This window comes from Planktothrix sp., from assembly GCF_046067725.1.
In the GTDB taxonomy this organism is placed as follows: domain Bacteria; phylum Cyanobacteriota; class Cyanobacteriia; order Cyanobacteriales; family Microcoleaceae; genus Planktothrix.
In genome coordinates, this window is the sequence record NZ_JBJUDF010000058.1 from 1 (window position 1) to 10,205 (window position 10,205).

Here is a 10,205-nt window from a genome sequence, read left to right on the forward strand (position 1 = left end):
GTTTAATAAGTCTTGATCTAACTGTTGAGTAGAGAATCGTATAGTTATATTTTCTAAGTGATTTTGTACATTGTTGCTTAGAGTTTCAGTTAGCTTTGACATAATTTTTTTAAATCCCAAGTTCAGAGAGAACAGAACGCAAAGTTTTTAAGAAAACTTCATCAGATGTAAAATCGAACGGAGCTAAATTTACAAATGGCAACCATTGATTTGACAAAAATTCATCAATAGAAGCAGCCTCAACTTGTTTATATACTTGCTGGTAAAGTTGTTCATAATTATCATTATGATGGCGATTATTTACTACAATTCTTGCTCTTGGAACCAAGTTAGCTACAAGACCAAAATTTAAAAGGGATGCAGTTTCCTCTACTATATCTTCTACCCCAACCTGATCATCAGGTACAATTGGAATGATCAATCGCCAACCTCGTTGTGTTACAACAGTAGCAGGAACTTCGTAGTAGTCATCAGTATCAGCAACTAGAAAATCGTAATCTGATGCTCCAGCGAAAGAATCGGGTAAAGGCTCTGTTTCTCGAATATCGATTTTATTGATACTGTTATTGAAGTAACTGGTAGATTGCAAAAACTTTGCCATACGGCTTCTCCCTGCTAGATCTAAAGCCCAAACACGCTTGTTTTGCTGGGCAAGCAGTAGAGCAATATTCGTTGCTACTGTTGTTTTTCCTACTCCGCCCTTAGTTGCATTGACGACTATCTTGATCACTGTACTGTATTCCTCTGGTAATGTAATCCATTTCTGGATTAGGCTAGTAATAAATGTACCTTAAGTTTGTAAACAAGAAATATTATAGCTCAATTAACCGAATAATTCATCAATAGCAATCCTAAAGCCTAATAAAATAATTTGTGTACTAACAATATCGCCAGCTTTAAACGCTAAGGTTTGATTTTCAGTAATAATTAAAACTCGTTTATTTTCAGGAAAAACTAACCACACTTCCTGACAACCTGACTCTAAATATTCATTGGCTTTAGCAAATAACTCCTCCGCCGCATCACTGGGAGACGCAATTTCAGCCAGCAATGGAGGACTTTGGGGTAAGGTGGGAAACTCCCCAAATTCTGTTAGTAATTCGGGTGTGAGATAGGACACATCAGGACGGCGACCTTGTTTTAAGGTACGACAGGGAAGCTCTGTATAAGCATCTCCTCCTTGTCCTGATTCAACTGCGTAATTTCCCCAATAACGACCTAACCGACATTGAATCTGGCTATGTTTAATTGTCATTCCGGTTGTCTCCACCAATTGTCCATCTACCCACTCTTGATGATCGGGAGGATTCACCATAAAATCTTCTAAAGAGAAGTTTTCTGTTAAAGTTGCGATCGCCATATTCATTCATTCGCCTTGGCAGGACTGACCAATCTGATTATATCAAATGCAAATTCAGACTGACTTTTGTTGCTGATCACCCTTCTCAAAAAAAGTCAGCACCCCGCACTGAAGTGACGGGGCTTCATGCCTCTAGCTTCAATTAGTTGACCAGCCTAAGTCTTAACTGACTACGTTATCTGAGTCAAGATACCCACGAATGCGACGCTAGTTTGTGGCTCTATCGTTAATCATTAAACAGTTTTACGAGGGGTAAGACAGTGTGGTTAGCTTAACAAGCTTAGATAACATTGGCGTTCGCGTAGCGTGTGCGAAGCACTCAGCGAACTTTACGAGCAATCAGTAGAGACAAAACCATGTCTAAACAAAATTACGTTCTCGTTCTTGATCAACATAAAAAACCTTTATCTCCTTGCCGTCCAGTAACAGCAAGGAAGTTGCTTAAAGCTAAAAAAGCAGCAGTGTTTCGATTATTTCCGTTCACAATTATATTGAGAAAGGTAGTAGAAGAAACTCCAGAACCAATAACTATTAAATTAGATCCCGGATCTAAAACAACTGGTATCGCTTTGATTCAAGGCGAAAAAGTAGTTTGGGGTGCAGAATTAACCCATCGAGGACAAAAGATTAAAGCAAGCCTTGAGTCTCGTTGCTCACTGCGTCGAAACAGAAGAAATCGTAAAACCCGATATCGCCAACCTCGATTTTTAAATCGTACCCGACAAAAAGGATGGTTAGCTCCTAGTCTTCAACATCGAGTTGAAACTACCCTAACTTGGGTAAGAAAACTAAATTAGGGCGGTGTAGGTAGTTCACGATTTCATCAAAATCTAGTTAATTTAGCACAGACAGAATTATTGACACATTTCTAATTCCCTGTTCCCTGTTCCCTGTTCCCTGTTTTTGATTTAAAGCGTGAAGGGTTAACCCTAAGCCTTTAGACTGGATCTGGATGCAGAACTGTTTTAGGAGGGCTGCCTTTGACTGAAGCGAATCAATCAATACCCCCAACCTCAACCATCTCTCGTAAAGAATTGCGGGAGTTAGTGCGGACACAACTCCAAGTGTTACTGGAGATCGGAGACTTAACCGCAGCCAAAAGCATCCTTAAACCTGTACAACCAACAGATATCGCTGAAGCTATCGAAGGTTTACCCGAAACCATGCAGGTGATTGCGTTCCGGTTGTTACCCAAGGATGAGGCGATCGAAGTCTATGAACAACTCGATTCCACTGTTCAACAATCCCTCTGCGAAAAATTCAAGCACCAAGAAGTCATCGACATTGTAGATAAAATGTCACCCGATGATCGAGCACGTTTATTTGAGGAATTACCCGCCTCTGTGGTGCGGCGAATTGTAGCCGAATTAAGCCCCACAGAACGTCAATCAACGGCTTTGTTATTGGGATATGAAGCGGGAACGGCTGGACGAATCATGACCCCGGAGTATGTTTCCCTCAAAGAATATTTTACTGTGAGTCAAAGTTTAGAACGAATTCGCAGTTTAGCCCATGTTACAGAAACGATTTATTCTCTGTATGTTACAGACTCAGATCGGCGACTATTAGGTATTTTATCATTACGGGATTTAGTCACAGCCCAACTCGAACAAACCGTTGGTGAAATTATGAATCAGGATATTGTTTCTGTGCAAACCGATACCGATCAAGAGGAAGTCGCTGATATTATTCAACGGTACGATTTTTTAGCAATTCCCGTGGTAGATAGTGAACGGCGATTAGTGGGAATTATTACCGTTGATGATGTCTTAGATATTGTTCAACAGGAAGCCACCAAGGATATTTATGCCTTGGGCGGAGTACAAACCGATGGCGATAATTATTTTCAAGCAAATTTACTGACAATTGCTCGAAGGCGGGTGGTTTGGTTATTAGTTTTACTCTTAACAAATAGTGTCACGGGTTCAATTTTGAAAACTCAACAAGAATTGTTACAACAAGTGGTAGCACTCTCATTTTTTATTCCCTTACTCACGGGAACAGGAGGTAACGTAGGAGCGCAATCTTCAACAGTTGTGATTCGGGGAATGAATACCGATGAAATTCGAGCGATGGGGCCATTACAAGTGATTTGGCGCGAAGGATTAGCAGGAGCATTATTAGGTTCAGTCTTAGGAATTTTAGCTACAATTTGGGCAAATACATTTGTTGTGCAAGGGAATTTACCTGTTGCAGTAGCCGTAGGAGTAAGTTTAGTTGCAATTTCCATCTTAGCTTCGGTAGCAGGTTCATCTTTACCCTTTTTATTTCGTTCATTAGGATTAGATCCCGCTTTGATGTCCGCACCGTTTATTACAACAGCCGTTGATGTTTTAGGGGTTTTAATTTATTTTAATTTAGCTCGATTGATTCTGCAAATTTAAAAGAGGTGATAATCGGGATAGCTCCATCAAAAAGCCTTCACGATTCTCCTCCTTGAGTACCAATAATTTACAGTGAGATGATTAAATATGTTGAGTCGGAAACAATGGCTAGAAATCCTAGAATTAATTTTAATTATTGCCACAATTATCGGTTCTTTTAGTACGCTGACAGGAACAGCCATTACTTATTCTGTTATTCCAGGGTCTTTAGCATTAGGATTAAATTGGTTAAATCGGCAATTATTAGCTCAAAAAACTCGTAAAAATATTGCAAATACAAAAAGTTTGGTGCAGGATCATCAAGGAAATTTAGAACGATTAATGGATCAATTAAAAAATACCATTAATACTTTGAATATTTCTTCAGGACTAGCGTTTACTCCCAATCCTCAATTAGCGCAGGAATTACAATCCTTAATGGTTGTGATTCAAAATTTGTTAGAACGTCAAAATTTATTAGAAAAAACCTTAACGATGATGCAATCAGAGTTAGAAGTGATTGTTCAAACGTTCCAACAACGCCCCGAATTAGAACAAATCAATACTCTAACTCATGTGATAGTCGATCTTCAACAATTTATTAATCAATTGCCTCAATGGGGAAATTTACAACAACATCAAATGAACGAACTCCATCAAAAAGTAGAACAATCTCTACAACAACTTTCAGCCCAGATAGAAAATATTCCCAATCAGATTGAACAGGAAGTCAAGCGACAAGTGAATTCTTGACACTCCGTTAACCTAAGCTGGAGAGTCACCCCTTATGCTGGGCTTCAAAACCGTGCGTGATGTTTTTACATCACACGGCTTCTCTCCAAGTTGACCCTTGTCATTGTCTTTGGACAGTCGTTTTTCACTTCTATTGGGTTTTGGAATCCAAACCCTCCGGGTTGGTAGACCACTAGCTTTGATTTCTAGTGTGTTTACCATTGGGATTGATTTTAGGATGCTACTGTCCACCGGATTATACTTTGAGGGTGAGTGTTACTACGACCGTTATAGTGGCCTCACCTCACCGTTACCGTTTTGGTCTGGCTTGTCAGTCTCGTTTAGCCAGTTCTCTTTAACGACAGATTAATGCGGCTTTTTGAGAAAAGTCATTCCTGGTGTCTTAGCAAGAAATAAAGGGTTGACCGTTTAACTCGCTTGGTGGTTGACCACCTGAGTTTGACTGGACTTTTATGGCGCTACGCTCTAGGGAACAGAGAACAGCTTAACTGAGAACACTTCGACAAGCTCAGTGCTTCCCAGTAAGAAGTGAAACGGTTTGCTGGATTCAAAAAAGTCCTAACTGTAATCCGTAGTGCTATAGCCTTGGAGTCCGTTTGAGTAAGTTTTGTTGAGCGGTTAGCGAACTTACACCTATATATATAGACTGGTTTTCGCAATCTGGATTTTAAAGCAACGCAGATTTTCGAGGACTTGCGTAAACCCCAAAATCCTGTGTTTTAAAGGTTTTAGCTCGGGTCAACCCCCTTGATTGTAGTGGAATTTAACTAAAAGAAGAGATTGCTTTAATCCTTAATATCTCCGTATTGTCGTAGCGATACATCCGTAATTATACGGTTGAATTAATCTCGGATTTTCAGTATTTTTTGGGGAAATCCTCTGTGCAAATCTCTATCCGATTCAGGAATTCTAGCTCGATCTGGGAAAATCGACCACTGTGAAGCTTTGAGAATTCGGCTAGAACCTTCTTTACGAAAAGACATCACGTAAAAATTAGTCTTTGTATCTAATCGCAAGCAGCTCCTAAAATTCTGAATAGCCATAACCGTATTTTTTCTGGTTAATCCAGACAACATCCGTAATAATACACAAAAAAGATTTACAGAACAAAACGAAACAAAGATTGACACCACAAAAAAAGATTGATATTATTAATCATGTCAAAAGGGGCTAAAGAAAACTTTCTTTAACCCAGACAAAAATAACAACAGTGAGTAAAAAGGTACAAAACCATGGCAGTCGAAAAAACCAACTCTTCCTCTAGTTTAGCTGAAGTTATCGACCGGATTCTTGACAAAGGGATTGTTATTGACGCTTGGGCTCGCGTCTCTCTTGTGGGAATTGAACTGTTAGCAATTGAAGCCCGTGTTGTTATCGCTTCTGTTGAAACCTACCTGAAATATGCTGAAGCCGTGGGTCTGACTCAATCTGCTGCGGTTCCTGCGTAAAAATTAATTATAGATTCTTCAATCCTCTGATTGAGGAATCTTCTAGTTTCCAACACGTGTCTGCTTTTCTTTGATCACCTGACTTTCGGAAGAATCCTACGATGGAAGAAGGAGAAAAGCAGTTATTTCTATTGTCTAACCCTCAGTCACAGTAAATGCTTCGGCTGGTGATTGGGGTTAATCCGTGCTCTAGTGTTATTGAGGAGAACTCCATGCCTGCTCTCATGGAAAAATTCCGACAGGAGCGTTTATCAATTGCTGAAGAAGTAGCTGAACTCGGCAAACAAACTCAAGCTTTTCTGTCGGATGCCAAAGCTAAAAGACAACAGCAAGCTGAGGAGCAAGCGGTTTTTCTGAGCCAATTCCACCAAAAATTGCAACAAGAAAACCGAGTGTTTTTAACAGCGACCAACAAACAACGTTTAGCTCAAGCGAAAAAACAAGCGATTTTCCTGCGCCAATGTCACAGAAGATTGCAACAAGAAAACCGTCTGTTTTTAACAGCGACCAACAAAGAACGTTTAGCTCAAGCGAAACAGCAAAAACAAGATTTGCGTCAATTTCGCCAAGAGTTATCTATCTATATTTTTGGAAAATAATCTTCCAGGTTCGTTTTAACCCAGCTTAAGCCTAGGATAAAAAACCCTCTAGTAGCTTTTTGTCCAGCTAAACTAGAGGGTTATCCTTAAAGTACAACAATGAGTTCTAGGTTTTGAACCGGGTGTAATAACCACCCCTACTTCTTTTGAGATCCTAAACTCAATAACGAAGAAGAAGTAGAGTTCCTGTCCTCGCGGATGCAGGATTCCTGTAAATTAAGGGCTAGTTACCTCTTACCCTTAACAGGCAATAACGGTCGGTCTTGCCGCTAACAGATTTGCAAAAATTGTAGCTCAGGTAACTACATAACTGTAATTAATTAATAGCACATTTTTTGCGATTGGTCAACGCTCTTGCTCAAACTTCTCAGAAAATTTATTAACGTTTACTAGATTTTAACCATGACAGTTGCTGAACCTCAAACAAGAAGATCCGTCCTCCGCGTTCGCCCTGGTCAATTTGTTGTTACACCTTCAATTCATCAAATTACAACCCGGGCTTTACGTTACCTGCACTCTGGTTTTTCCATTCATCTGCGAGGCCCAGCCGGAACGGGGAAAACCACACTGGCGATGCACCTAGCCAATTGCTTAGCCAGACCTGTAATGCTAATTTTCGGAGATGATGACTTTACCAGTTCCGATTTAATTGGCAGTCAGTCGGGTTACACCCACAAAAAACTGATGGATAACTATATCCACAGCGTTCTGAAAGTTGAGGACGAACTCAAACACAACTGGGTAGATTCTCGATTGACGATGGCTTGTCGAGAAGGATTTACCTTAGTTTATGATGAATTTAACCGTTCTCGACCCGAAGTTAACAATGTTTTACTCTCCGCCTTAGAAGAAAAAATCCTGACCCTGCCACCGAGTAGTAATCAACCCGAGTACCTGCAAGTCCATTCTCAGTTTCGGGCAATTTTTACCTCTAACCCAGAAGAATATTGTGGGGTTCATGCTACCCAAGATGCCTTAATGGATCGGTTAGTAACCATTAATATGCCTGAACCAGATGAACTGACTCAGACTGAAATTATCGCCCAAAAAACTGGAATTCGTCGAGAAGATGCGTTATTTATTGTCAACCTCGTCAAAACCTTCCGTCTGAGAACTGCGGCTGAAAAAACGTCAGGTTTGCGCTCTTGTTTAATGATTGCCAAAGTCTGCGCCGAACACGATATTGTGGCTACCCCTGATCATGCAGATTTCCGCGATATTTGTGCAGATGTTTTGTTATCACGCACGAATTTATCCATCGAGAAATCGACAACCCTTTTATGGGAAGTTCTCAACGACAATCTAACAGAATCCTTACCCTTTGCAGAAGAAACTGATAGTCCAGATGTTAGTGCGTTATCTCCTGACCCTTTGAAGGAACACGAACAGAAAATCTATCATTATTTGGAGCAAACCCACAAAGCCAGCTTTCATGAAATTTACAAAACTTTAAACATCAAGCAAGATCAAGCAGAAAAAGCGATTCATTCTTTACTGCAAAAGAACTTGCTCAAACAACAAGACCAGTTTTATATTCTTTTTGAGTGAAACCAACTGTGAATTCCTCAGCTTTTGCCAACCCGATCAAAACCCACTCAAATAAAACCCTGACAACGGCAACTCACGGTTCGAGTTTAGCGGATATTCTTGAACGAGTTTTAGATAAAGGAATTGTGATTGCGGGCGATATTTCGGTTTCGATCGCCTCAACGGAACTTCTGCATATCCGCATTCGCCTAATAATCGCCTCTGTTGATAAAGCAAGGGAGATGGGGATTAATTGGTGGGAAGGTGACCCTTATCTCCATAGCAAATCCCAAGCTTTATTAGCAGAAAATCAAGAACTTTCACACCGACTCCAAACCTTAGAAGCGGAACTTCAAGCCTTGAAATCCTTAACCCAATCGAGCGCAGTAGAAAGCCATGATCTCGGTCCGAACGATGAAGCACATTCCGAAAAGCCAGAAAATTCCCAGCTTGAGTTCTAATCGGTTAGAGGGGGGATTCCGTCATTTCACCTTAGATAAAATTTCAAGTGTGCGAAGTTCCACACTTGAGATTCGCCGTCAAAAACTGATTCCCTAACTGCGATCATGACACTTGTTTACACACCTTATGATTCTACTAATGAATCTTTGCTGACCCGTCCAGAAAGTAATAGTAAAGCTGGTTTAGCGCCTTTACTATTAACTGTTGTTGAACTGGTACGCCAATTGCTCGAGGCTCAAATCATTCGCCGGATGGAAGGCGGAATTCTCAGTGAATCTGATTTAGATAGAGCAGCAGAAAGTATTCAAAAATTACAAGAACAAATTCTCCATTTGTGCGAAATTTTTGAAGTTGATCCGAAAGAGTTAAATATCAATCTGGGGGAATTTGGGACTCTGTTACCTGAACCGGGGAGTTATTACCCTGGAGAAGATAGTACCAATCCTTCTGTATTGGAATTGGTGGATCGACTTTTAAATACAGGAGTTGTTGTTGAAGGAAACGTTGATTTAGGTTTAGCAAAGCTTGATTTAATTCATCTAAAACTTCGTTTGGTTTTAACTTCTCAGCCGATTTAATTTGGGAGACTGCTTATGGTAGTTGGTTTTTATTTATATGGAATTTTTGCCGATGAGATTCCTGACAAAATAGTGTTGGAAGGGATTGATAATGAGCCGGTTCACTGTGAAGTGATTGAGGGTTTTAGTTTTCTCTACTCGGTAGCTCATAAAGAGAAGTATTTGGCATCCCGTCGGTATTTAATTTGCCATGAAAAAGTATTAGAAACAGTCATGGAAGCAGGGTTTCGGACGTTGCTTCCATTGCGGTTTGGATTAGTTGTAAAAACCTGGGAAGCCGTAACCGAACAATTAATTAACCCCTATAAAAATCAACTGAAAGAATTATTTGCTAAATTGTCAGGGAAACGAGAAGTTAGCATTAAGATTTTTTGGGATAACCAGTCGGAATTACAAGCGGCTTTGGAGTCTAATCCTGAGTTAAAGCAACAACGGGATGCGATGATGGGGAAAAACTTAACGATGGAAGAAATTATCCATATCGGTCAACTCATTGAAGGCACTGTATTTCAACGGAAACAAGACATTATTCAAGTCTTTAGGGATCAATTAAATCATTGCGCTCAAGAGGTGGTCGAAAGCGATCCGATGACGGATGACATGATTTACAATGCAGCTTATTTAATTCCTTGGGAGGAAGAGCCGGAATTTAGCCAAAACGTTGAAGCGATTGATCAACAGTTTGGCGATCGCTTGCGAATTCGCTATAACAATTTAACCGCACCCTATACCTTTGCCCAACTTATGTAAGGAGAGTGTCAATTATGTTTCTTGATCTTTTATGCTTTCCTGTTACCGGGCCTATTGGTGGTTTGATGTGGATTGGAGAGAAAATTCAAGAGCGTGCAAATACAGAATATAATGAGACTGAAAATTTGCACAAATTATTACTATCATTACAACTAGCTTATGATATGGGAAACATTTCTGAGGAAGAGTTTGAAATTCAGGAAGAAGAACTTTTATTAAAAATTCAGGCTTTAGAGGAAGAGTCTGTAGAGGACTAGGCTTAATGTTTTGATCTCCTTCATGAGTAGAACAAAGATAAAAATTATTGTTGAATTAAAATCCTACTCTTGCGTTTTCATAATCTAATCGATTGATACAAGCTAGAG

The 10,205-nt window shown here is 39.9% G+C and carries 11 protein-coding genes and 1 pseudogene; 10 read left to right on the forward strand and 2 right to left on the reverse strand.

What is annotated here, in order from left to right:
• Nucleotides 1-109: 109 nt before the first annotated feature.
• Both ACKPEB_RS03360 and ACKPEB_RS03365 read right to left on the reverse strand, forming a co-directional pair.
• Nucleotides 110-730, reverse strand: a complete 621-nt coding sequence (locus ACKPEB_RS03360) for an AAA family ATPase (protein ID WP_408963377.1) — start codon at nt 728-730, stop codon at nt 110-112.
• Nucleotides 731-823: 93 nt separating this feature from the next.
• On the reverse strand, nt 824-1,366 hold the full coding sequence (locus ACKPEB_RS03365; RefSeq protein WP_408963378.1) for a Uma2 family endonuclease: 543 nt from the start codon (nt 1,364-1,366) through the stop codon (nt 824-826).
• A 350-nt stretch (nt 1,367-1,716) separates the two neighbouring features.
• Here ACKPEB_RS03365 and iscB point away from each other — a divergent pair.
• The 10 genes and pseudogenes from iscB to ACKPEB_RS03415 all read left to right on the forward strand — a co-directional run.
• Nucleotides 1,717-2,148 (forward strand): annotated as a pseudogene (gene iscB / locus ACKPEB_RS03370) (RNA-guided endonuclease IscB); the annotation flags it as partial.
• A gap of 192 nt (nt 2,149-2,340) precedes the next feature.
• Nucleotides 2,341-3,744: a magnesium transporter gene (gene mgtE, locus ACKPEB_RS03375; protein ID WP_408963379.1), complete on the forward strand. Its 1,404-nt coding sequence runs from the start codon at nt 2,341-2,343 to the stop codon at nt 3,742-3,744.
• 87 nt (nt 3,745-3,831) lie between these two features.
• Complete coding sequence (locus tag ACKPEB_RS03380; RefSeq protein ID WP_408963380.1) at nt 3,832-4,476, forward strand: hypothetical protein; 645 nt, start codon at nt 3,832-3,834, stop codon at nt 4,474-4,476.
• A 1,232-nt stretch (nt 4,477-5,708) separates the two neighbouring features.
• The gene (gene gvpA / locus ACKPEB_RS03385) at nt 5,709-5,924 is read left to right on the forward strand and encodes a gas vesicle structural protein GvpA (protein WP_002735503.1); all 216 of its coding nucleotides are present in this window, start codon (nt 5,709-5,711) and stop codon (nt 5,922-5,924) included.
• A 212-nt stretch (nt 5,925-6,136) separates the two neighbouring features.
• Nucleotides 6,137-6,523, forward strand: a complete 387-nt coding sequence (gvpC, locus tag ACKPEB_RS03390; protein ID WP_408963381.1) for a gas vesicle protein GvpC — start codon at nt 6,137-6,139, stop codon at nt 6,521-6,523.
• 402 nt (nt 6,524-6,925) lie between these two features.
• Entirely contained in the window at nt 6,926-8,071 is a 1,146-nt protein-coding gene (gene gvpN, locus ACKPEB_RS03395) for a gas vesicle protein GvpN (protein ID WP_408963382.1), read from the forward strand.
• A gap of 8 nt (nt 8,072-8,079) precedes the next feature.
• Nucleotides 8,080-8,511, forward strand: a complete 432-nt coding sequence (locus ACKPEB_RS03400) for a gas vesicle protein (protein WP_408963383.1) — start codon at nt 8,080-8,082, stop codon at nt 8,509-8,511.
• 105 nt (nt 8,512-8,616) lie between these two features.
• Nucleotides 8,617-9,090 carry a gas vesicle protein K gene (locus ACKPEB_RS03405; RefSeq protein ID WP_408963384.1) on the forward strand — a complete coding sequence of 158 codons (474 nt, stop codon included), beginning with the start codon at nt 8,617-8,619 and terminating at the stop codon, nt 9,088-9,090.
• A gap of 15 nt (nt 9,091-9,105) precedes the next feature.
• Nucleotides 9,106-9,840, forward strand: coding sequence for a GvpL/GvpF family gas vesicle protein (locus tag ACKPEB_RS03410; protein ID WP_408963385.1), 735 nt, complete (start codon nt 9,106-9,108; stop codon nt 9,838-9,840).
• A gap of 14 nt (nt 9,841-9,854) precedes the next feature.
• On the forward strand, nt 9,855-10,097 hold the full coding sequence (locus tag ACKPEB_RS03415) for a gas vesicle protein GvpG (protein WP_408963386.1): 243 nt from the start codon (nt 9,855-9,857) through the stop codon (nt 10,095-10,097).
• Nucleotides 10,098-10,205 lie beyond the last annotated feature (108 nt).

Coding starts and splice junctions, on each gene's coding strand:
- gvpA (WP_002735503.1), top strand. CDS start 5,709: ATGGCAGTCGAAAAAACCAACTCTTCCTCTAGTTTAGCTGAAGTTATC.
- ACKPEB_RS03410 (WP_408963385.1), top strand. CDS start 9,106: ATGGTAGTTGGTTTTTATTTATATGGAATTTTTGCCGATGAGATTCCT.
- ACKPEB_RS03365 (WP_408963378.1), bottom strand. CDS start 1,366: ATGAATATGGCGATCGCAACTTTAACAGAAAACTTCTCTTTAGAAGAT.
- ACKPEB_RS03405 (WP_408963384.1), top strand. CDS start 8,617: ATGACACTTGTTTACACACCTTATGATTCTACTAATGAATCTTTGCTG.
- gvpN (WP_408963382.1), top strand. CDS start 6,926: ATGACAGTTGCTGAACCTCAAACAAGAAGATCCGTCCTCCGCGTTCGC.
- ACKPEB_RS03380 (WP_408963380.1), top strand. CDS start 3,832: ATGTTGAGTCGGAAACAATGGCTAGAAATCCTAGAATTAATTTTAATT.
- gvpC (WP_408963381.1), top strand. CDS start 6,137: ATGCCTGCTCTCATGGAAAAATTCCGACAGGAGCGTTTATCAATTGCT.
- ACKPEB_RS03415 (WP_408963386.1), top strand. CDS start 9,855: ATGTTTCTTGATCTTTTATGCTTTCCTGTTACCGGGCCTATTGGTGGT.